Source organism: Neisseria musculi, assembly GCF_014297595.2.
GTDB lineage: Bacteria > Pseudomonadota > Gammaproteobacteria > Burkholderiales > Neisseriaceae > Neisseria > Neisseria musculi.
Genome location: NZ_CP060414.2, coordinates 1,739,578 through 1,759,684, shown reverse-complemented (window position 1 = coordinate 1,759,684; position 20,107 = coordinate 1,739,578). Strand labels below are relative to the sequence as shown.

The 20,107-nt window shown below is 56.3% G+C and carries 17 protein-coding genes and 1 pseudogene; 10 read left to right on the top strand and 8 right to left on the bottom strand.

Annotated features, from left to right (window positions below; translation table 11 throughout):
* Positions 1 to 260: 260 nt before the first annotated feature.
* The gene (locus tag H7A79_RS09210) at positions 261 to 1,310 is read right to left on the bottom strand and encodes a metallophosphoesterase (RefSeq protein WP_135034399.1); all 1,050 of its coding nucleotides are present in this window, start codon (positions 1,308 to 1,310) and stop codon (positions 261 to 263) included.
* A 233-nt stretch (positions 1,311 to 1,543) separates the two neighbouring features.
* Here H7A79_RS09210 and H7A79_RS09205 point away from each other — a divergent pair, with 233 nt between their 5' ends.
* Positions 1,544 to 1,912, top strand: a complete 369-nt coding sequence (locus H7A79_RS09205) for a glycine zipper domain-containing protein (protein ID WP_187000047.1) — start codon at positions 1,544 to 1,546, stop codon at positions 1,910 to 1,912.
* Between the two features lie 576 nt (positions 1,913 to 2,488).
* Here the strand turns inward: H7A79_RS09205 and H7A79_RS09200 are convergent.
* Positions 2,489 to 3,631: a THUMP domain-containing class I SAM-dependent RNA methyltransferase gene (locus tag H7A79_RS09200; RefSeq protein ID WP_187000046.1), complete on the bottom strand. Its 1,143-nt coding sequence runs from the start codon at positions 3,629 to 3,631 to the stop codon at positions 2,489 to 2,491.
* Between the two features lie 52 nt (positions 3,632 to 3,683).
* Here H7A79_RS09200 and H7A79_RS09195 point away from each other — a divergent pair, with 52 nt between their 5' ends.
* The gene (locus tag H7A79_RS09195; protein ID WP_281384889.1) at positions 3,684 to 3,812 is read left to right on the top strand and encodes a hypothetical protein; all 129 of its coding nucleotides are present in this window, start codon (positions 3,684 to 3,686) and stop codon (positions 3,810 to 3,812) included.
* A 489-nt stretch (positions 3,813 to 4,301) separates the two neighbouring features.
* Here H7A79_RS09195 and H7A79_RS09190 read toward each other — a convergent pair whose 3' ends face one another.
* Positions 4,302 to 4,493: a hypothetical protein gene (locus tag H7A79_RS09190; RefSeq protein WP_187000045.1), complete on the bottom strand. Its 192-nt coding sequence runs from the start codon at positions 4,491 to 4,493 to the stop codon at positions 4,302 to 4,304.
* Positions 4,494 to 4,607: 114 nt separating this feature from the next.
* Between H7A79_RS09190 and trpC the strand changes: the two genes are divergently transcribed.
* The 4 genes and pseudogenes from trpC (at position 4,608) to H7A79_RS09165 (ending at position 8,818) form a co-directional block, all read left to right on the top strand.
* The gene (gene trpC, locus H7A79_RS09185; RefSeq protein ID WP_187000044.1) at positions 4,608 to 5,390 is read left to right on the top strand and encodes an indole-3-glycerol phosphate synthase TrpC; all 783 of its coding nucleotides are present in this window, start codon (positions 4,608 to 4,610) and stop codon (positions 5,388 to 5,390) included.
* A 183-nt stretch (positions 5,391 to 5,573) separates the two neighbouring features.
* The gene (locus H7A79_RS09180; protein ID WP_209304406.1) at positions 5,574 to 5,822 is read left to right on the top strand and encodes a TM2 domain-containing protein; all 249 of its coding nucleotides are present in this window, start codon (positions 5,574 to 5,576) and stop codon (positions 5,820 to 5,822) included.
* A gap of 248 nt (positions 5,823 to 6,070) precedes the next feature.
* Positions 6,071 to 7,360, top strand: a complete 1,290-nt coding sequence (locus tag H7A79_RS09175) for a PHB depolymerase family esterase (protein WP_214646372.1) — start codon at positions 6,071 to 6,073, stop codon at positions 7,358 to 7,360.
* A 652-nt stretch (positions 7,361 to 8,012) separates the two neighbouring features.
* Positions 8,013 to 8,818 (top strand): annotated as a pseudogene (locus H7A79_RS09165) (integrase core domain-containing protein).
* 78 nt (positions 8,819 to 8,896) lie between these two features.
* Here the strand turns inward: H7A79_RS09165 and murU are convergent.
* Together murU and ruvC are read right to left on the bottom strand one after the other, a co-directional pair.
* The gene (gene murU / locus H7A79_RS09160) at positions 8,897 to 9,601 is read right to left on the bottom strand and encodes an N-acetylmuramate alpha-1-phosphate uridylyltransferase MurU (RefSeq protein WP_187000042.1); all 705 of its coding nucleotides are present in this window, start codon (positions 9,599 to 9,601) and stop codon (positions 8,897 to 8,899) included.
* Positions 9,602 to 10,346: 745 nt separating this feature from the next.
* Complete coding sequence (gene ruvC, locus H7A79_RS09155; RefSeq protein WP_187000041.1) at positions 10,347 to 10,892, bottom strand: crossover junction endodeoxyribonuclease RuvC; 546 nt, start codon at positions 10,890 to 10,892, stop codon at positions 10,347 to 10,349.
* Between the two features lie 159 nt (positions 10,893 to 11,051).
* Here ruvC and H7A79_RS09150 point away from each other — a divergent pair, with 159 nt between their 5' ends.
* Positions 11,052 to 11,339 carry a hypothetical protein gene (locus H7A79_RS09150; RefSeq protein ID WP_187000040.1) on the top strand — a complete coding sequence of 96 codons (288 nt, stop codon included), beginning with the start codon at positions 11,052 to 11,054 and terminating at the stop codon, positions 11,337 to 11,339.
* A 167-nt stretch (positions 11,340 to 11,506) separates the two neighbouring features.
* Here the strand turns inward: H7A79_RS09150 and H7A79_RS09145 are convergent, their stop codons facing one another.
* Positions 11,507 to 12,976 (bottom strand): protein adenylyltransferase SelO, encoded by a 1,470-nt coding sequence (locus H7A79_RS09145; protein WP_187000039.1) that lies wholly within the window; start codon positions 12,974 to 12,976, stop codon positions 11,507 to 11,509.
* A gap of 774 nt (positions 12,977 to 13,750) precedes the next feature.
* On the opposite strand from H7A79_RS09145, the gene H7A79_RS09140 reads away from it, so the two are divergent.
* Both H7A79_RS09140 and miaB read left to right on the top strand, forming a co-directional pair.
* On the top strand, positions 13,751 to 14,125 hold the full coding sequence (locus tag H7A79_RS09140) for a hypothetical protein (RefSeq protein WP_187000038.1): 375 nt from the start codon (positions 13,751 to 13,753) through the stop codon (positions 14,123 to 14,125).
* An 18-nt stretch (positions 14,126 to 14,143) separates the two neighbouring features.
* Positions 14,144 to 15,463: a tRNA (N6-isopentenyl adenosine(37)-C2)-methylthiotransferase MiaB gene (gene miaB / locus H7A79_RS09135; protein WP_135034378.1), complete on the top strand. Its 1,320-nt coding sequence runs from the start codon at positions 14,144 to 14,146 to the stop codon at positions 15,461 to 15,463.
* Positions 15,464 to 16,262: 799 nt separating this feature from the next.
* Here the strand turns inward: miaB and H7A79_RS09130 are convergent.
* Positions 16,263 to 16,847 (bottom strand): ZapG family protein, encoded by a 585-nt coding sequence (locus tag H7A79_RS09130; RefSeq protein ID WP_187000037.1) that lies wholly within the window; start codon positions 16,845 to 16,847, stop codon positions 16,263 to 16,265.
* Between the two features lie 356 nt (positions 16,848 to 17,203).
* Entirely contained in the window at positions 17,204 to 18,373 is a 1,170-nt protein-coding gene (metK, locus tag H7A79_RS09125; protein WP_187000036.1) for a methionine adenosyltransferase, read from the bottom strand.
* A 575-nt stretch (positions 18,374 to 18,948) separates the two neighbouring features.
* Here metK and H7A79_RS09120 point away from each other — a divergent pair.
* Positions 18,949 to 19,845 carry a lysophospholipid acyltransferase family protein gene (locus H7A79_RS09120; RefSeq protein ID WP_187001676.1) on the top strand — a complete coding sequence of 299 codons (897 nt, stop codon included), beginning with the start codon at positions 18,949 to 18,951 and terminating at the stop codon, positions 19,843 to 19,845.
* Positions 19,846 to 20,107: the final 262 nt, after the last annotated feature.

The following is a 20,107-nucleotide window of genomic DNA, read 5'->3' as shown; positions in this document are numbered from 1 at the left end:
AATACCTCAGGCCGTCTGAAAGGCTGAAATACCGTTGTTTCCGCCATAACGCTGTTCCGGCGCGTGCAGCAATGGGGATGAGAGTTTGAAATATCGGTTAAAACAGATGCGCAGATGCCGAACATTTGGATTTCCGCCTGTGTGGGAATAACGGCCGATAAACTTCTTGCAGAGTTTTCTGCATTCTGCAACCCAGCCTTTTGCAACACTCAGGCCGTCTGAAAACATGATTTCAGACGGCCTGTATCGTGGCCAAACCCTTAAACCGTTTGCTCGATATCGCCGTTGTCGAACACCAACACCCGCTCCGGCCAGCACATAGCCGCCAGGCGGAACTGCGATTGTGCGGGCGGGATGCCCTGTTTGCGGTCGCGCCAGCGCGCGCCGGCGGAAAAGTCGGTGCAAAACACATTTCGCTTTGCGCCGTGCCAGGCATTGCCCGCTGCGGGCAGAATGTTTTCGCGGCCGGACTTGCCCGGCTGCGGCCGCCAGCTGCGCCAGTAATGGCCGATTAACACGGGCACGGATTCGCGGTAGCTGTTCCACCAGCCGCAGCGGGCGGTGTAACGCCAGCGGCCGCCTGCGTAAAACGGTTGCGGTGCGGGCTGCTCGATGCCGCTGGTGAGCGCGCGTATGGGGTGCAGGCGGCTGCGGTTGAGCTCGTATTGTGCGGTGGCGGGCATGGGCGGCGGTGTCTGATGCGGGTTTTGGGCGGCTTCGGCGTAACGCTGCTGTTCGCGCAGATAGTCGGCATACCAGGGGGCGGTTTGCAGTTGCGCGTCCAGCTCGCGGTCGAAGCGGCGGTATTGTTGGGTGAGGCTTTCGCCGCGCGCTTCTTCCAGCCGGGAAAAGGTGTGCGGCAGCCAGGCGGCGTGGACGATGCGCACATCGCTGCGCGCCCATATCAGCGGTTGCTCGGCCAGGCGGCTTTCGAGCGCGTGGCGCGCGTGGGCGGGCAGGGTGTGCCAGGGGGCGTAAAGGGCGGCATCTTTGGCGGCGCGCTCGGGAAAAAACCAGCCGGATCCGTCTTTGGGGTCGTGCATCAGGGCGTTGAGTTCGTGGTTGCCCAAAACGGTGAAGGCGTTGCCTGCATCGTGCATTTCCCAAAACCATGCGAGCACGGCCGGGCTGTCGGGGCCGCGGTCGCACAGATCGCCTGCGAACACGAGTTTTCTGCCTTTGGGGTGGCTGCCGTTTTCACGGTAGCCGAGATGGTGCAGCAGTGCTTGCAGGGCGTCGATTTCACCGTGAACATCGCCGATGATGTCGAGTGGTGCGGCGGGCAGGGTGCGGCGGTAGCAGTAGGGCATGGTTTGGGTTTCCGTTGTAAGGTGCCGGCCGTCTGAAGGCGGCGGTTCGGTATGGAAGGCGCAGTGTAGCCGGGGGCTGCGCAATATTACATTGTGTGTGCATATCTTTAAATAGATTGCAGGTATGATGCAGCCGGTGGCCGAAACAGGCCGTTTGTCGGCATTTTATCGGGTGTTGCCGCATTGTGTGGTAAAAGGCAACCGTTTTCCCGAAACAATACGGAGAGTGTTTTATGAATATGGTCCGCAAATCTATGATAACCGTGTTGGCTGCTTCGGCGCTGGTGCTGGCGCCGCTGGCGCAGGCGCGGATGTCCGACCGCACCACGGCTACGATTGTGGGTGCTGCCGTGGGCGGCGTAATCGGCAGTGCTGCCGGCAACAATATGGAAAGCACGCTGATCGGCGCGGCATTGGGCGGTACGGCGGGCAATCTCTACGCCAAACGCAACCAAAAGCGCAAGGCGGCCGAGCGCGTGGTTTACCGCGATATAACGCACCACCATCATCATTATTACGGCCACGGTAACAAACGCCACTACGGCCCGCCGCACGCGCATTACAAACATCACGGCGGACGCGGCCACCGGCACCACCATTAACCGCTTGCTTAACGGTGTCCGCGCGCAGATTGAAAATTTCCGCAGGTTCAACATCAAAGTGCGGCTTTTTTGATATGGAAAGCGGGTCTGTCTGCGATGAACTGCACTCCGAAAATCGGCTTCCAAGCCATTTTCGGGGTGCAGTTTTTTATGGATAATTTTTTATGGGTAATAGGTTTACGGCAAAACATCATAAAACGATACAGAAACGATACAGCACGGCCTTGCGCTTCCCCTGCTTGGTTTCGGTGTGTTGCGCCATCGGAGCGGTGCCGCCCGGGAATGATGAAAAAGGGCATTTCAGACGGCCGGGTTTTGCCGGAACCTTAGCCTGAATGATGTTTCGGATATTTGGTGCGGCGCAGGCCGGTTTGGGTTTCAGACGGCCTGATATATTGCACCCCGTGAAAAGGGGGCATTTTTACATTCTCTGTTAGGCGGATCCCTTTATTCTCGTGCAAGGCCGCAGGCAGCGCGGATAATGCGGAACCGGTTTTATAACCGCCCGTGCCGGTAAAACCGTTATTTTGGAGTTGCGGCGCACAACGCCGTAACGGAAAAGGGGATAGGACAGCCTTAACGGTTCGACCCCGCCACCATATCGAGCAGAAACAGGCGGCAGTCGAGATTGCCGTTAAACAGCGGAATTTTGCGTTTGGGCGAGAGGCGCATCAGTTTGGGCATGTCGCGGTCGGCGGTGAACATGCCGGCGCGCCAGCCCGCGTAGTGCTGTTTGAGCCACGTGCCCAGCTGCGGGTAAAGCGCGTGCAGCGCCTGCACTTCGGCCAGCCGCACGCCGTAGGGCGGGTTGGAAACCATGATGCCGTTTGCGCCGTTGGGGCGGGCAGACTGAGCTTCCTGCACGCTCCAGCGAATCAGGCTGCCCGCGCCGGCGGCTTCGGCGTTGGCTTGGGCGGTGCCGATGATGCGGCGGTCGTTGTCGCTGCCCGCGATTGGCGCGGGCGTTTGCGGCAGAATCTGCCGCTCTGCTTCGCTGCGCAGGCTCTGCCACAGGGCGGCATCGAAGTTGGCGAGTTTTTCAAAGCCGAAACGGCGCATCAGGCCGGGGGCGCGGCGCAGGGCAATCCAGGCCGCTTCGATGGCGAGGGTGCCGCTGCCGCAAAAGGGGTCTTGAAACGGCTGCGTGCCGTTATAGCCCGCCAGCTGCAGCAGGCCGGCGGCGAGGTTTTCGCGCAGGGGGGCTTCGCCCGTGTCTTGGCGGTAGCCGCGTTTGAACAGGGCTTCGCCGCTGGTGTCGATAAAAATCTGCGCGGTTTGCCCGCCGATAAAGGCGTGTATGCGCACATCGGGTCGGGTTTTGCTGACACTGGGGCGTGAGCCGAGCGCATCGCGGAATGCATCACACAGGGCATCTTTAATTTTCAGGGCGGTAAAATCAAGGCTTTTCACCCGCGCGTGCCTGCCTTCCACTTTCACTTTGAAGGTGTGTTCCAGCCCGAACCAGCTGCTCCAACGGATATTGCGGGCGAGGGTGTAAATGTCGGCTTCGCTGCGGTAGCCGCCTTCGGCCAGCTGCAGCAGCACGCGGCCGGCGGTGCGCGAATGCAGATTGATGCGGTAAACCTGTTCCAGCGCTCCTTTGCAGGCTGCACCGCCGTCTGTGGGTTTGATTTGGCCGCAGCCCAGCGCGAGCAGCTCTTGCTGTAAAACGCTTTCAAGGCCGCGCGGGCAGGTGGCGAAGAGGGAATAGTGGGTCATAGGGGCTTCCGGGACGGCGCCGGTTCAGGCCGTCTGAATCGTTAAAAATCACATGGTGCGGCCGATTATAGCCGTGCGCAAGGCTCTGCGGCAGAATATTTCAGACGGCTTGTTTGTTTTGTGTGTCGGAAAAGTCGGGCTGTTTGCGCTGTTTGTGTCAAACGGCTTGTTTTTGCAGTAACGGCGGTTCCGTAATTTTGAGTATCCCCAAGCACTACACGGCTTTGCCGTACTTTTCGGTGTTTCTTGCAGCTTTTCACAACCCTGACACGGGTTTTCAGACTGAATACGGAAAGTGCAAACCAAGCCGGGTTTTTCTACATTTTTTATGATGCTTTTTTCCACGGGTTATCGCGAATGCAGCCATATTATCGGCACCGCCGCTACCACACGGTTGCACGGCCGGTGTGTGCAAACGGCCGGATATGGGCGCGCAGTGGCAGTTATACCCTCCGCCCGCCGCTATGGAGAGCCCGCTGCATTTCCATGATGGTGCCGCCATCCCGTCTCAAAGAGAACGGTTTTATGCGCTGCTGAATCCTCGTCAAAATTTTGTACTGCCTGTATGGTTTGGGGCTTGCCCTGCGCCGAAAATACAGTAAATTCACGATAGCGGCATGATGTTGTCGGCCACACATCGGTAATGTTTGCCCGAAATGCAGCCCGGCGGTTAACCGGCATCACTTTTGCTGTCGGTATGGAGATTCAAACTGTAAGCGTTTGCAGGCGCGGGTTGGCGGCGTTGGCAGAGCGGAGCGGTATGTGCGGCGGCGTTTGCCGACACCGGTGTGCGGGTGTTGCCTGTCGGGGGGCGAACCTTTCGGCGTGTGGGTGCCGGCCGTCTGAAACGGTGGCTTTCCAACGGCCTTATCTTTTATACTTCGGCATCTGTTTGCCAATATCTGCCGATTCCGCGCCGTTTCAGACGGCCTGATGCAGGCGGCCGTCTGAAAACCTATCTGACCGAAAGTTTGCCATGTCCGACATCTTAAACAAAATTCTCGCCACCAAAGCCGAAGAAGTCGCCGCCGCCCGAGCCGCGTTGCCGCTAAACGAGCTTAAGCCACAGGCGCAGGCGGCCGAACCGGCGCGCGGATTTGTCGAAGCCATCGCGGCCAAACATGCCGCCGGCTTGCCGGCAGTGATTGCCGAAGTGAAAAAAGCCAGCCCGTCTAAAGGTTTGATCCGCCCCGATTTCGACCCCGCCGCCATTGCGCAGGCGTATCAGCGTGCCGGCGCAGCCTGCTTGTCGGTGCTCACCGATGAGCAATATTTCCAAGGCTCGCCAAACTACCTCAAACAAGCGAAGGCCGCCGCGACCCTGCCCGTGTTGCGCAAAGATTTCATCATCGACAACTATCAGCTTTACCAAGCGCGCGCCTGGGGTGCCGATGCAGTGCTGCTGATTGCCGCCGCGCTTAAGGCGCACGAATTGGAGCAGTTCGAACACACTGCACACGAATTGGGCATGGCGGTGCTGCTGGAGCTGCACCACCCCGCCGAGCTGGAAAAATGCCGCAACCTCACTACACCGCTTTGGGGCGTAAACAACCGCAATCTGCACACATTTGATGTGTCGCTGCAGCAAACGCTCGAGCTGCTGCCCGCACTTGCAGGCAAAACCGTCATCACCGAAAGCGGCATCCGCAATAAAGAAGACGTAACCCTGATGCAAAACCACGGCGTACACACCTTTCTCATCGGCGAAACCTTTATGCGTGCCGGCAATATCGAAGCAGCGGTGAAGGCTCTGTTTTGATACCGAGGCCGTCTGAAAACTTTCAGACGGCCAAAAGCACCGGCCAAACCGGCTTTCCGTTTCAGGGCGGATTTCAAAATTAAACCAGCGCGTTTGCCTGTTTTTACGAAAAAACACTTTGAATTTAAAGCCGCGCACACCATTTGGAAAATGTTCAAACACCCCACAACGCAAGGAAAAACCATGCACGCCCCGAATGTTCCTGTTTCTTATGCCGCATCTTATCCGCACACCTGCAACAAAGCCCTTTATGTGGCGATGGCACTGCTGTTCGGCACCTTCGGCGTACACAAATTCTGCGCCGGCCGGGTGTGGATGGGGATAGGATATTTTCTACTCAGTTGGACGTTTATCCCGACCATTGTCGGCATTATCGAGGGTATATTTGCCGCATTCAAACCCACCGACTCGCTGGGCGCCATCGTGGTGTGAGCGGCCGGACATTGAATCCGCCCAATTCCGCTGCCCCATCCCCGCGCCCCCATTGCCGGCGGCCTTAACAGTATCGAAAAAGTGCAGATTCACGATACGGAAGGCCGTCTGAAATATTCAGACGGCTTTTTTGATTTTTTAACGCTTAGGCGATAAAACCGCCGTTCCGTATGGTGGTGCACACAAACTTCGGGGGAGCGGTTATAGTGGTACATCATGCCCTGCCGGTTTTTCTGAAAGTATGGATTATGAAAAAAATCACTGCTGTTTTAGCTGCTGCCGGTTTGGTCGCGGCCTTGTCGGGTTGCCAGGCCTTATCTTCCGTGTTTCCTGCCGAGCATGCTGCTGCGGCCGACCCTGTGCAGGAAGTGGCTGCGGTAACCGAAGTGTTCGGCGATGGCCAGAAAATTACTGCTGCTGTGGTGAAATACGCGGCCGAAATTAGCAATGCTTCGTTGCAGTCTGAAGATTTCGCCGTGGCAAACCGAACGGTAACCAAAGTGTATGCCAACAATGCGCCGGTTACTGCCGAGCAGCCTAAAAACGGCCGCTATGTGGTGCTGGAGCTTTCTAAAAACGATGAAGATGCCGTAGCCTTCGGTATGGAAGGGCGCGACATTATCCGCCGCAGGCCCGAGCTGAAAGTTACCCAAACCGGCGATATTGCCGACACGAGGGGTAACACCATTGCCGCCGACGGTAATGATCGGCAGAGCAAAACGGCGGTGAATCTGGTGGTGGACGATTTCAAACAGGCTTCGTTTGCCGACCCGCAAACCGGTGCAACCGTTCATTACAATTTGTTTGTGCCGAAAAATTACAATCCGAAGAAAACCTATCCGCTGGTGTTGTTTATCCACGATGAGGGCATTGCCGGCAGCGATGTTAAAGCCGCCCTGCAACAGGGCTTGGGTGCGGTGGTTTGGGCTTCGCCCGAGTCGCAGGCCAAAAATGAAGCGTTTGTGCTGGCACCGCAGTTCGGCCGTCAAACCGCAAACGGCAAAACTGCAGCCGCCAATGATGCGGATGCTGTGATCAATCTTATCAAACATCTGCAAACACGATACAGCATCGACACTGCGCGCCGCTACGCTACCGGCCAGGCAGAAGGCGGCATGGCGGTAATGGCGATGGGCGGCAAACACCCTGATTTCTTTGCCGCTTCTTACATTGTGGCTGCGCAGTGGGATGCCGTCAAAGCTGCTCTGCCGGCGAAAGGCAAAATGTGGATGATGGTTGCCGAAGGCGATGAAAAAGCCTACCCGGGCATGAACGTTGTTGCCGGCGTTCTTGAAAAAGGCGGTGCCAAAGTGGTGCGTACAATATGGAGCGGCCTGTCTGCCGCCGCAGAGTTTGATGCCGAAGCGCGGGCGGTGGGCAGCCAAAATGCCGACATCAACTACACCGTTTTGCAGAAAGGCACGGTGGTGCCCGCCGGCCAAACCGACAGCAGTGCGGCCAACCACACTCACACCTGGCGCATCGCCTACACCATCGAAGGCATACGCGATTGGCTGTTTGAACAGCGCAAACCCTAGTGTGCCGGCACGGTTCCCATGCGAAGCAGGCCGTCTGAAACGTTTCAGACGGCCTGGTTTTCTTCAGGCGCGGTGTGTGCAAATGCAATGCCCGATTTTACCGGCGCGGCATGTTCAGACCATAAAAGGCGGCGCACCCGCCGGTTGCGCCTGCTGTGCCGCAAGCATTCGTTTTAACCGGAGTAAAAGCGATAAGGGCAGGAAATTCCCGCAATTTTGGGTTTGGAGCGGCAAACCCGATGCGGCGGCCAAGGGCATCGGTCTGCCCGATATGAATCGGACCGCCAATGTGGCAACCGCGGGTTCGGTGAAAATCAACGGCTAAAACCGTGATGCTCCCGAATGGCGGCGGCAACGCTGTCTAAAACACCGCCGGCAAATATGTGATTGCCGGGTACGGGAAATTTTGAACCGTGCCCGCTTGGAAGCAGGCGGGCTGGGACCCTTGCAAAATTCAAAAAACTATCACAAAAGGCTTTTCCGTCATGCCCGGGCTTGACCCGGGTATCTCTGCACTTCTTTTGAAAAAAAGGATGCCCGAGCCAAGCCCGGGTATGATGCAGGGGTTTTAAGATATTGAAAGGAGTTCTGCAAAAATCTCAGGTGTAAGAAACTCTAGCGTTGTTTACAGTATTTGAAAGACAATACTGCCATGAACATCCATAAAAAGACCCGCCTTACCCCGCACCAACGCCAAGCCGTTTGGCGCGCCTATACGCAGGATAAAATCACCGTTACCTCACTGGCCCGGCAATACCAAGTCAGCGGGGTTACCATTTACCGCATCCTAAAGGCCGCACGGCTGCAGCTGCTCGCACCACAAAACAGCACCAACAACGTTTCAAACAGGCCAAATACGGAATGAAGCGTTTGGCAAAAGTGGAAAAAAATATCGAAGAAAAGCTCAAGAAACAGGCCAAACGCTACAACAAATCCTATCCCGGCGAAATGGTGCATTTCGACACCAAACGACTGCCTTTGTTGCAAAACCAAAAAGCAACCGCCTCGAGAGATTACCTGTTTGTCGCCATTGACGACTATTCCCGCGAACTGTATGCGGCCATTTTGCCCGACCGTACAGCGGCTAGTGCGGTCAAGTTCCTTTTGCGTGATGTGATTGACTGTTGTCCTTATACCATCGAATGCGCCTATTCGGACAACGGCATGGAATACCGTGGCAATGCGTCGCATCCGTTTGCGGTTGCCTGTGTGCAGAACAACATCAACCAGAAGTTTACCCGTATTGCCCGACCGCAGACCAACGGTAAGGCAGAACGGGTAATCCGCACCCTGATGGAAATGTGGCATGACAAAGTTCCGTTTATGGATTCGGAACACAGGCAGAAGGAATTGTGCCGTTTTGTGAATTTTTATAATACGGTTAAGCCGCATAAGGGCTTGAAGGGCGATACGCCTTTTGAGGTTTTACAGGCTTATTTTTCTCAACCTGTTGTGTAAACAACGCGAGGATTTCTTACATCTCAGGCCGTCTGAAAACAGGTTTTTCAGACGGCCTGAAGTTTTCGGCAAAGCCGCTCAGCGGCAGCCCATTCTGCCCTGCATTAATTTATCTGCTTCGGCCAGCCGCTCCACCGTGCCCACGTCCAGCCACAGGCCGGTGTGTTTTTCACCGCAAACCAAGCCCGCATTCATGGCTTCGCGCAGCAGCGGGGCAAGTTTGGCCGCCCGGTGAGGCGGTGTGTGGCGGAACAAATCGGGATGGTAAACTGCCATGCCGGAAAACGTGAGCCGCTCTCCGACTGCGTCTGCCGCCACCACCGCACCGTTTTCCTGCAAAATAAAATCACCTTCCGGATTGTGCGCGGGGTTGGGCACCAGCCATAAATGCGCCAGCCTGCGCTGCCGGCGCAGGGAATCGGCTGCGGCAAAGGCCGTCTGAAAATCAAGGTCGGCCAACACATCGCCGTTCACCACCAAAAACGGCTCTCCCAACAGCGGCAGCGCAGTGGCGATACCGCCTGCCGTTTCCAGGCCGGTTTCCCCTTCGGGAGAATAGCGGATGTTTACGCCGTAAGCCGCGCCCGAGCCCAAGGCCGCTTCGATTTGCGCACCCAGCCAGGCATGGTTGATAACGATTTCGACTATGCCGGCGGCACGCAGGCGGCGCAGATGCAGGCCGATAAGCGGCTCCCCCGCCACTTTCAACAAGGGTTTAGGACAGGTGTCGGTAAGCGGGCGCATACGCTCGCCGCGCCCGGCCGCTAGAATCATGGCTTTCATAAGGTTTTACAGTGGTTTCGGAAAAAAGCGGATTGTATAACAAAAGGCCGCAGGCTTTGCCGTATTGTTTCTGCAGGATACGCTGCAGCGGCCGGAGGTTGCAGTGTCGTGGGCGGAATGCTTCTGCGATAGCCGGTTAGTTTTAAAGTTATAGCACTGCCGCACCCTATATGGTTTGTATCTGCGGCCTGCCGCAGATATTCCGTTTGATACAGCTGCCTGCCTCATCTTAAATACCGTTTGTTTTGTAGTGAATCGGTGCGGCTTTACTGCAAGTAGGTTTAGAATAGGCAAGATTCAAAAACAGCACCAAAAATTTATTTACCATTATTTCCGTTACAGCAGAATGGCGGTATTTCGGTTTTTCAGACGGCATCAAGTATTTTTGCAAAGGCTTGGTGCCGTCTGAAAACAGGAGGCGGGTATGGTGAATCTACATATTTCAAATACCGGAAGGCCGCAGAAAAATGTGCAGAACTGGTTTTGTTGCTGTTTTGGCGGCTTGAAATATGAGTATATCCATTATTACTATCATGATAGGATTAATCTCAAATAAAAGGTCCGAGTCCACTGTTCTCTTCGGGCTAAGGCGCAGCAATGTAATGAGGCAGTGTCAGAAAATTCACGCTCTTTGCGGTTTGCTTTGTGCCGGGTTTTATCGGATTTGCCATGAAATGTGTGCAGATTTGCAGGTTGGTGTTTGCAGGTTTTGCGGCCGTCTGAAACTGCCGGTTTCCGTTTCGGGTTATTTTTTTTGAAAACGCCCGCGCTTGATTTGCAGGCTGCCTTGTTGCAGTTGTGCGGCCAGGCCTTGATTGCGCAGTGCATGGGTGAGGGCAACGGCCAGGCCGTCGGCAGCATCGGCCTGCGGCGTGCCCGACAAAGCCAGCATCTGCACCACCATGTGCTGCACCTGCTCTTTGGCGGCTTTGCCTTTGCCGACTACGGCCTGCTTGACTTGCAGGGCGGTGTATTCGAAAGTGGGCAGGCCGTGCATCACCAGCGCCGCGAGCGCTGCGCCGCGCGCTTGACCGAGCATCAGCGTGGCGGCAGGATTAACGTTCACAAACACCTGCTCCACCGCCGCCTGCTGCGGGCGGTAGGCGGTGATGATTTCATCGATGTGTTTCACAATCACGGAGATGCGTTCGGCCAACGGCGCATTCGGGGGGGTTTTGATGCAGCCGGAGGCCACATAGAAATGCCCGCGCCCGCGCACGTCCACCACGCCGAAGCCGGTAACGCGGCTGCCGGGGTCGATGCCGAGAATGCGGGTGGGGCGGGTATTCATATTTTCAGACGGCCTGGGGCAGGGGGCAAAGATGTGGATTATAGCAGGGATAAACGGCAGCCCTGGGCTTTTGCATCATTCAAAAATATCATAGCGTTTTATTTGCCGCCGTTCCCGCGCTGGCGGGTGCGGATTTTAAAAAACAACATTCCATAACGTGTGAAGTTGGGATTGGATTTCGGCTCGCGTGTGCGGCAGCGGTTGGGTATTTCAGACGGCCTGAGCGGGGGGCAAAGGTTGGAGCCGTCTGAAAAAGTTTGCCATGAACCGATTGGGTATGAGACAAGCACGGCAGTATCAAAAAACGCAGGCCGTCTGAAAAAGTGTTTTAGGCGTTTGCAGGGCGAGATCGGATTTCGGCTCGCGTGTGCGGCAGCAGTTGGGTATTTCAGACGGCCTGAGTGGGTGGCGCAAAGTCTGAGGCCGTCTGAAAAAGTTTTGCCATGAACCGATTGGGTATGAGACAGGCACGGCAGTATCAAAAAACGCAGGCCGTCTGAAAAAGTGTTTTAGGCATTTGCAGGGCGAGATCGGATTTCGGCTCGCGTGTGCGGCAGCGGTTGGGTATTTCAGACGGCCGGCGGCTTTTTGAAACGGGCGCAGCGGCTAAGCGGCTAACTCGAACAGCTCACGCAGATGCCGCCTGCCCATTGCGGCGGCCGTTCGGCAAAATCTGCAAATTCCTGCCGCTCTTCAAACGGGTTCTGCATGCAGCGGTGCAGGCGTTCGATTTCGCGGAAGTCGCCGTTTTTGGCTTGTGTGATGGCTTGTTCGAGCAGATAGTTTCTCAAGATATACAGCGGGTTGACGGCGTTCATGCGCACGGCGCGCGCTTCGGGGTTGCTGTTTTCGGCGTGCAGCCTGCCCCGGTAGCGGCCGAGCCAGTGGACAAAGGCATCGGCGGAACCTTCAAACAGGGAAGCCAGCTCGGGCGGCGGCGGTTCGCCGTGGGTGTTGCCGATTTTAGACAAGTGCCTGAAAAACAGGGTGAAATCTACTTTTCTGCCTTGCAGGGCGGCAAACATATCGCCGATTAGCCCATGGTCTGCAGGCTCTTCGGTTTGCAGGCCGATTTTGGCGCGCATTCTGGCGGTATAGGCTGTCTGGAACGCTTCGGGAAAGCGTTCCAACTCATCGGTTAGTGCGCTTTCGGGCACCAGCGGCAGCAGGCAGGAGGCGAAGCGGATCAGGTTCCAATGTGCCACATGGGGCTGCTCGTTGTAGGCATAGCGCCCTTCGTGGTCGGAATGGTTGCACACATGGTGGCGGTCGTAGTGGTCGAGAAAGCCGAACGGGCCGTAATCTATGGTGAGCCCGAGTGCCGACATGTTGTCGGTGTTCATCACACCGTGGCAGAAGCCCACGCTCTGCCAGGCGGCTATCAGGGCGGCGGTGCGCTGCGAAACGGTTTGGAAAAACGCCAAATAAGGGTTATCGGCCCGGCGGCATTCGGGGAAGTGGCGGTCAATTAAAAAGTCGGCCAGCACGGGCAGGTTGTGGTGCCGGCCGGTGTGGTAGAGATATTCGAAGTGGCCGAAGCGGATAAAGCTCGGGGCGATGCGCGTGAGCACGGCGGCGGTTTCGGCTTCTTCTCGGTACACCGCATCGTTGCTGCCGGTGAGCGCGAGTGCGCGCGTGGTGGCGATACCCAGGCCGTGCATGGCTTCGCAGCAGAGGTATTCGCGTATGCTGGAACGCAACACGGCGCGGCCGTCTGCAAAGCGCGAATAGGGCGTTTTGCCCATGCCTTTGAGCTGCCATTCCCAGCGTTGCCCGCCGCTGCCGCTCTCGCCCAGCAAAGCCGCGCGCCCGTCGCCGAGTTGGTGCACATACACGCCGAACTGGTGGCCGCTGTACACGGTGGCGATGGGCGTGGGGTTGTAGGCGGGCGCGCTGCCGGCCAGATAGAGCAGATTGTCGGGGTTGTCGAAGATTTCAGACGGCCTCAAGCCCATTTCTGCCGCCAGCGCGTGATTTTGCGCCACCCAATAAGGTTGGGAGAGCGGCTCGGGGCGGATGCGGCGGTAAAAGGTTGCGGGCAGCCCGGCAACGGCGGGCTCGGTAAGCGGGAGGGTGTGCGGCATAATCAATCCAGGTGTCGGTGGTGTCGGAGTGAGCTGGTTTGGGTGCTTTTGTATACCGCGCGGTTTGGTATGCCGAAGTGTCAAAGCTCCCGGAACGGGCATCGGCATCATAATAACCATAACCAGTGAATCCGCTTTATTTTCGGCAAGGCAAGCCGCAGCCGGTTCTGTTGCCGTTTGGGCGGCTTGCAAAACCATTCTTTGGGCTGGAGCGCAGCCATGCCGCAACGGCAATAAAGCGGGCTGACTATAACCGGCAGAATATGCAGGCAAAAGGCTGCAATTTCCACAGACAGGCCGTCTGAAATGCCGCCGCAATGCAGGCGGGAAGCAGCTTCCAACCCGAATGTTCTTCAATCTGAACGTTCTTATTGAGGACGGATTTTCGGATTTTCAAGAGCCGCCGCGCCGAACCCGTTGCAGATCATACAGCCCGCCTGCACACCGTCTGCCGCCGCGCATATTTAAAAACGGCAAACCTACCCTGTGGTTCAAATGAGTCATTCCATATTCTGTATCAACGGATCGGCAAAACTTTCTGTGCAGACTGTTTTCAGACGGCCTGTTTCCGGCTCTTCTGCATCATTGTGCCCCCCGTTATCCGTAGCAGGCTCCCATCTTGCCGACACGGGAGGCAGGCGAAGACACTCCCCGGCAAACCGGAGCAAATCGGCCGCCAAGATAAATCTCTATTGGAAACAAAGATTACGCCTTGCTTCTCTATGTTATAATCCCCCCCCCGCTGTATTACTCACATTACGGTAGAAAAATATCATGAAAAAATTATTTACCCTTTTGATTTTATTGTTTTCTTCTCTAACCTGGGCGCAACGCACCGTGCCGGCCGATATGGATGTGGCCGTGTTGAAGCAGGTGGCATACCCGCAGATTGTATTGGGCAACGGCGGCCTTTCTTGGTTGAAAATCCTCACTCTAGGCTGGATTGACGGCAATGCCGAAACCTTTACCGCCACCCATGATTTGCGCATCAAAGACGAACGCAACCGCTTTATTGTGCGCGGCAAGCTCACTGGCCATACCGGCAAAGCCGTTGCCGTGCGCCGCAACGAAGCCGGCAACATCAGCGAAATCTGGGTGCTCACCGATGCCGAAAAGCAGGCTTTCGAGCAGCGTGCCGCCCGCCAGTAAACCATTTATCCGTTTGATATGAAAAAAGTATTTATCCGCACCTTCGGCTGCCAGATGAACGAATACGACAGCGAAAAAATGCTCTCCGTGCTCGCTCAGGGAGAAGATTTGGTGCAAGTGGGCGAGGCCGAAGAGGCCGACATCATTCTCTTCAACACTTGCTCCGTGCGCGAAAAAGCGCAGGAAAAAGTGTTTTCGGATTTAGGCCGCGTCAAACCCCTGAAAGCCAAAAAACCCAACCTGATTATCGGCGTGGGCGGCTGCGTGGCCTCACAGGAGGGCGAAGCCATCGTGAAACGTGCGCCCTATGTGGATGTGGTGTTCGGCCCGCAAACCCTGCACCGCCTGCCGCAGATGATTATCGACAAAGAAACCACCGGCCTCTCGCAAGTGGATATTTCCTTTCCCGAAATCGAAAAATTCGACCACCTGCCGCCCGCCCGCGTGGAAGGCGGCAGCGCATTTGTGTCGATTATGGAGGGCTGTTCCAAATATTGCAGCTTCTGCGTGGTGCCCTACACCCGCGGCGAAGAGTTTTCGCGCCCCCTAAACGATGTGCTCACCGAAATCGCCAATCTTGCCCAGCAGGGCGTGAAAGAAATCAATCTGCTGGGGCAGAATGTAAACGCCTATCGCGGTGAAACAGACAACGGCGGAATTTGCGATTTTGCCACTTTGTTGCGCATCGTACACGAAATCCCCGGCATCGAGCGCATGCGCTTCACCACCAGCCACCCGCGCGAATTTTCCGATGCCATCATCGAGTGCTACCGCGATCTGCCCAAACTGGTTTCCCACCTGCACCTGCCGGTTCAGAGCGGTTCCGACCGCGTACTTTCAGCAATGAAGCGCGGCTATACTGCGCTGGAATACAAATCCATCATCCGCAAACTGCGCGCCATCCGCCCCGATTTGTGTTTGAGCTCCGACTTTATTGTCGGTTTTCCCGGCGAAACCGAGCCCGAGTTCGAGCAAACCTTAAAGCTGGTGAAAGACATGGCTTTCGATCTGAGCTTTGTGTTTATTTACAGCCCGCGCCCCGGCACGCCCGCCGCCAACCTGCCCGACGACACGCCGCACGAAGAAAAAGTGCGCCGCCTTGAGGCACTCAACGAAGTGATCGAGGCCGAAACCGCGCGCATCAACCAAACCATGATCGGCACCGTGCAGCGCTGCCTGGTGGAAGGCATTTCTAAAAAAGATCCCGACCAGCTGCAGGCGCGCACCGCCAACAACCGTGTGGTGAATTTCACAGGTTCCGCCGATTTGATCAACCAAATGATTGATCTGAAAATCACCGAAGCCTACACGTTCTCGCTGCGCGGCGAACGGGTTTGAAATACACCGTCTGTATCACAACAGGCCGTTTGAACATATTTTCAGACGGCCTGAAATCTTTGCAAAATTCATTTAGGCCGTCTGAGCCATTCAACAATCGTCATCAGCGTAGCAGACTTGCGAAGCTAATGGCGGGATTTAAGCATTTCAGACGGCCTTAAAGTAGTTTTGCAAAGGTTTCGGCCCGGGCATATTTGCAAAAGCATGGATAACGAAACCGCACCCGAATCGAAGAGGGCAAGGCAGCGGGATTGCGGCCGCGCGGGCAGTGCAGAATCCGTTCTGCTGCCGCCCGGGCAGGCGGAAAATTTCAGAGACAGAAACGGGGTTGGGGCGGGCAGGGCAACCCGCCTGCATCATCCGGCACGGTTTGACCATCGCGAACCCGCTTCATTTTTGGCGTAAAACAACAGGCCGCAGGCAGCGCAAAACGGTATGGAGCCGATTCTGTTGCCGTTTAAGCGGCCGGCAAAACCATTTTTGCCTAAAACTAAGGCAGCAGCAATGCCTTAGCGGAAATGAAGCAGCCCCGCGCAGTTGTTGGCATTTGAGTGTTGGGTTGACTGATATTTCAATCTTTTCACCGGATGCCTGCTGTGCAGGGTAACGCAGCGGACCGGCGAAACTAATGGCGGTATATCAGTTTTTCAGACGGCCTCGGGGTATTTTTTCCAAGGCATCGGCATGCCGTATTTTTAGAACCAAAATACCCGGGACAGAACCGGGTGCGGCTGCTTGATAAAAATAAAGCCGTAACCATAAACCAAACCCGGCCGCACGCTTTTCATCTGCCGCAAACTTATGCTGTGTTTGCGGAGGCCGGCTCGGATTCGGCGGGTTCCGACACCGTTTCAGCCGCATGTTCTTGTTTGGCAGCCCCGGTTTGGTCTGCTTCGGGCGGCGCAGCATCACCGGCCAGCGGAGGCGGGGTAATCACCGGGGCATCGCTCACAGGGGTTTGCTCGTCCAAATCGACATCCGGCTGCGGAGCGGCAACGGCATCGGCGGTAACGGCGGCGGTTTCGGGCGTGTCGGCCGTTGCGGCGGCTTCGGCGGCCAGATAAGCCACAGTAATGGAAGCGTTGCCGCGCTTGGTGAGTTGTTCCTGCAGAGTTTTTTTGTCCATCAGCGAGTGGGCGCCGCTGCTTAAGTGCCGGATAACTTTTTGATAGCTGCGGTTTAATTCATCGACAGCGGCGGCGGTTTCTACGAAATGTTCGTCTACTTGGCGGCGGAACCGGCCGAACTCCTGCATCAGCATTTCGCGCTCCTGTTTGTGCCGGCCGGTTTTCGGGCGTAAAACCAGCCACATTACCAGCAGGCCGGCGGCAAAGCCGGTAACGGAGGCTGCGGCGAGTTGGATTTCCCAGGGTAACGCATTCATTTTGTTCTCCTTTGGCGGTGGATAATCGGAAATTGCCGCCCGTATCTTACCAATGATACGGCTGCGGAAACAATGGCAGCCGCATGATGTTGCCTAACCGTTTTCCGCTTTTCCGCTGCCGGGCGTTGCTTCGATTTAACGGTAGGGTGCTTTTTATTTTCAGGCAGGGCAGTAAGCTACAGACGGCGCAGCCCCGATTCTGCTGCTTGGGCAGGCAAAGACGTGTGTTTCGAGCAAGGCGCAGCAATGCCGTAACGGAAATAAAGGGCGAAACCACCATACCGGCGACCGGTGTGAAAGGCCGTCTGAAAAACATCAATCTTTCAGACGGCCTTTGCAGAAGGGCGGCAGATTTTTTACCAGCCCGATGCGGCTTTTAAGGCGGCGGCTTTGTCGGTGCGCTCCCAGGTGAATTCCGGCTCTTCGCGGCCGAAGTGGCCGTAGGCGGCGGATTTTCCGTAAATCGGGTGCAGCAGGTCGAGCATTCGGATAATGCCTTTGGGGCGCAGATCGAAATGTTCGCGTACCAGTTTGATTAATTCGGCTTCGTTTAATTCGCCGGTGCCGAAGGTGTCGATGGCGATGGAGGTCGGTTCGGCAATGCCGATAGCGTAGGAAATCTGAATCTGGCATTGGCGCGCCAAACCTGCGGCCACGATGTTTTTGGCCACATAGCGGCAGGCATAGGCGGCGGAGCGGTCCACTTTGGTGGGGTCTTTGCCGGAAAACGCGCCGCCGCCGTGCGGAGCCGCGCCGCCATAGGTATCGACAATGATTTTGCGGCCGGTTAAACCGCAGTCGCCCTGCGGGCCGCCGATAACGAAGTTGCCGGTGGGGTTGATCAGATATTTGGTTTCTTTGGCGAGCATTTCTTTGGGCAGCACGGGGAAGATAATGTGTTGTTTCACGGCATCAATCAAATCTTCCCGGCCGATGTCGGGGCTGTGCTGGGTGGAAAGCACCACCGTGTCGATGCGTTTCACCTTGCCGGTTTCGCTGTCGTACACGCAGGTGAGCTGGGCTTTGGCATCGGGGCGCAGCCACGGCAGCAGGCCGCTTCTGCGCACTTCGCTCTGGCGCTGCATCAGGCGGTGGCTGTAATAAATCGGAAACGGCATCAGCGCAGGCGTTTCATCACAGGCATAGCCGAACATCAGCCCCTGGTCGCCCGCACCCTGGTTTAAGTCTATGCCTTCGCCTTCGTTTACACCTTGGGCAATGTCGGGCGACTGCCGGCCGTAGTTCAACACCACTTTGCAGGAATCGGCCGAAAAGCCCCATTCGGGGTTGTTGTAGCCGATGCGGGCGATGGTTTCGCGGGCAGTTTGTTCGTAATCGACTTCGGCAGTGGTGGTGATTTCCCCCGCCAGCACACACAAATCAGTGGCCACCAGCGTTTCGGCGGCCACGCGGGCTTTAGAGTCTTGCGCCAGAATGGCATCTAAAACAGCATCGGAAATCTGGTCGGCCACTTTGTCGGGGTGGCCTTCCGACACAGATTCCGAAGTAAACACATATTCGCTCATACACACACTTTCATGTTTTAACACCGCGCATTTCCGCGCGTGGGGCTGATACGGCAGGCATTGCGCCTATCAGGCAAATGCGGATTCTACCGCCATGAACGGCGGGGCTTCAACCACTATCAATCCTGCCGTGCATGGCGTTAAATTTTTCATTGAAACTCAATGATATAAATATCGAGTCAAGCGGTTGGCCAGGCTTTGTGCAGAGGCGGCAGCCCGGCGGTCGGATAACGGCAAACGGGCGGGCAAGCGGGCGCGGAAGCTGCGCGCAGCAAACAACCCTTTGCCGGCATGACATACGCCTACCCGATGCGGAATCGAGCCCGAGCCATGAAAGGAGTTTAGACAGACATTTCAGACGGTCATACCGCAGGGCAGGGGCCGTCTGAAAACTGCTTGCAACATTTTGCCGCCGCACCATCTAATCCGGCCGTCTGAAAAACAGCTTGGCGCATTTTGCCCTTGCACCGTTGGGCAAAGGCCGTCTGAAAAGCCTGCCCGAAGTCCTTTCAGACGGCCGCACCGTGCTGCAGCCTTTTCCATTACAATGCCGTTTTTATCCGCCGGTGCCTGCTATGCAAACTTTGGTTTTTCTGCTGTTCCGCCTTGCCGCCGTGCTGCCTCTGCGCGTGCTGCACGCCATCGGCGATGTATTGGGCGTTTTGGGCTTTTATTTTGCCCGCAAAGACCGCGAGCGGATACGCAGCAATTTGCAGATTGCCGGCCTTGATGCCGGCGATGCCGCCGTGAAAGCCGTGCTGCGCGAAACCGCCAAAGGCGGGCTGGAGCTGCCGGTGGCTTTTTTCAGACAGCCTCAACAAGTGGCCGGGCTGTTCAAAGCTGCGCACGGCTGGGAGCATATCCGGCAGGCGGTGGAAAAAGGCGAAGGCCTGCTGCTTATCACGCCGCACATCGGCAGCTACGATATCGCTGGGCGCTATATCAGCGAGCAGTTGCCGTTTCCGCTCACCGCCATGTATAAGCCTCAGAAAATCAAGATTTTAGACCAAGTGATGCAGGCCGGGAGAGTGCGCGGTAAAGGGCGCACCGCCCCCGCCAATATCCAAGGGGTGAAGCAGATTATCAAAGCCCTGCGCGCGGGTGAGGCCACCATCGTTTTGCCCGACCATGTGCCCGATCCCCAAGAAGGCGGCGAAGGCGTGTGGGCCGGTTTTTTCGGCAAGCCCGCCTACACGATGACGCTGGCAGGCAAACTCGCGCAGGTAAAAGGCGTGAGGGCGCTGTTTTTTGCAGGCGAACGTTTGCCCGCAGGGCAGGGCTTTGTGCTGCACATCGAGCCTTTGCAGGGCGCGCTTAACGGCAACAAGGATCACGATGCTCAGGTGATAAACAGCAATGTGGAATACTGGATCAAACGTTTCCCGCACCAATATCTGTTTGCCTACAACCGCTACAAACACCCCGCCGGCGCCTCCGAACCGCCGTCTGAAAGCCGGGTATCTGAAAGCTAGGCAGATGTTGCACTTCAACACCGCAGAAACCGCTTTCCTTTTGGAAATTGGGTTTTATTGGGCTAAGGTGCAGAGATGCTATAACGGAAAGGAAGAGGGTTTGCCATATCACCCATGCTTAAAGGTTTCTTTAAATAAATCTATGAAAAAATAAAACGAAACGTTAACTTTCAATAAAAAAATATGTTATATTTATCGAAAGTTATGCTGAGAGACTGAATATTATATTTTCCATGCGTGCGGTTTCAATCCGCTGCGCCGG

Bases quoted from the DNA above. Each gene is read 5' to 3' on its own strand.
- metK (WP_187000036.1), bottom strand. From the start codon at position 18,373: ATGAGCGAATATGTGTTTACTTCGGAATCTGTGTCGGAAGGCCACCCC.
- H7A79_RS09205 (WP_187000047.1), top strand. From the start codon at position 1,544: ATGAATATGGTCCGCAAATCTATGATAACCGTGTTGGCTGCTTCGGCG.
- murU (WP_187000042.1), bottom strand. From the start codon at position 9,601: ATGAAAGCCATGATTCTAGCGGCCGGGCGCGGCGAGCGTATGCGCCCG.
- H7A79_RS09130 (WP_187000037.1), bottom strand. From the start codon at position 16,847: ATGAATGCGTTACCCTGGGAAATCCAACTCGCCGCAGCCTCCGTTACC.
- H7A79_RS09120 (WP_187001676.1), top strand. From the start codon at position 18,949: ATGCAAACTTTGGTTTTTCTGCTGTTCCGCCTTGCCGCCGTGCTGCCT.
- miaB (WP_135034378.1), top strand. From the start codon at position 14,144: ATGAAAAAAGTATTTATCCGCACCTTCGGCTGCCAGATGAACGAATAC.
- H7A79_RS09210 (WP_135034399.1), bottom strand. From the start codon at position 1,310: ATGCCCTACTGCTACCGCCGCACCCTGCCCGCCGCACCACTCGACATC.
- H7A79_RS09195 (WP_281384889.1), top strand. From the start codon at position 3,684: ATGGTGCGGCCGATTATAGCCGTGCGCAAGGCTCTGCGGCAGAATATT.
- H7A79_RS09180 (WP_209304406.1), top strand. From the start codon at position 5,574: ATGCACGCCCCGAATGTTCCTGTTTCTTATGCCGCATCTTATCCGCAC.
- ruvC (WP_187000041.1), bottom strand. From the start codon at position 10,892: ATGAATACCCGCCCCACCCGCATTCTCGGCATCGACCCCGGCAGCCGC.
- H7A79_RS09145 (WP_187000039.1), bottom strand. From the start codon at position 12,976: ATGCCGCACACCCTCCCGCTTACCGAGCCCGCCGTTGCCGGGCTGCCC.
- trpC (WP_187000044.1), top strand. From the start codon at position 4,608: ATGTCCGACATCTTAAACAAAATTCTCGCCACCAAAGCCGAAGAAGTC.
- H7A79_RS09140 (WP_187000038.1), top strand. From the start codon at position 13,751: ATGAAAAAATTATTTACCCTTTTGATTTTATTGTTTTCTTCTCTAACC.
- H7A79_RS09175 (WP_214646372.1), top strand. From the start codon at position 6,071: ATGAAAAAAATCACTGCTGTTTTAGCTGCTGCCGGTTTGGTCGCGGCC.
- H7A79_RS09200 (WP_187000046.1), bottom strand. From the start codon at position 3,631: ATGACCCACTATTCCCTCTTCGCCACCTGCCCGCGCGGCCTTGAAAGC.